General features: G+C 44.1%; 1 protein-coding gene. It reads left to right on the forward strand.

The genetic code is table 11. The features are described from left to right. The coding region (locus tag J4050_RS15230) for a hypothetical protein (protein WP_208155471.1) at positions 1–422 on the forward strand (422 nt) is incomplete at both ends.

Below are 422 nucleotides of genomic sequence, written 5' to 3' on the forward strand. Positions count from 1 at the left end.
ATATGGGCAATGCTTATACTGCTAGCCCTAACACGTTGCGAAAAAGAGCCTGCTCTGCAAGAGGCTGAGGACGTCAATCTCGGTGCTATAGATTTTCCAGAACTTAGAATAGCAAGGGTGTCTGACACGGATTCCCTTTTTGCGGCCAAGAAACAGCTTGGCATGTTAATTGCCACTACCTTTGGAAACACCCTGTTGGACACCCACAGCAGAATGACCTCAGAGACCTATGGCTTTAGTATAGACACCAGTTATGTGCAGGTGATTACAACAGATATCTATGAAAGTTATACTTTTATGGCAGAGGACGGTGACGGTGCCGTGCTCAAAAATTATATCCTTACCATGTTCCCGGACGGCAATTACAAACAGCTATTGGTAACGTATCCAAAAGTTTTAGAAGATGGCGATTATGTCTATGA

This window comes from Winogradskyella pelagia (genome assembly GCF_017581965.1).
GTDB lineage: Bacteria > Bacteroidota > Bacteroidia > Flavobacteriales > Flavobacteriaceae > Winogradskyella > Winogradskyella pelagia.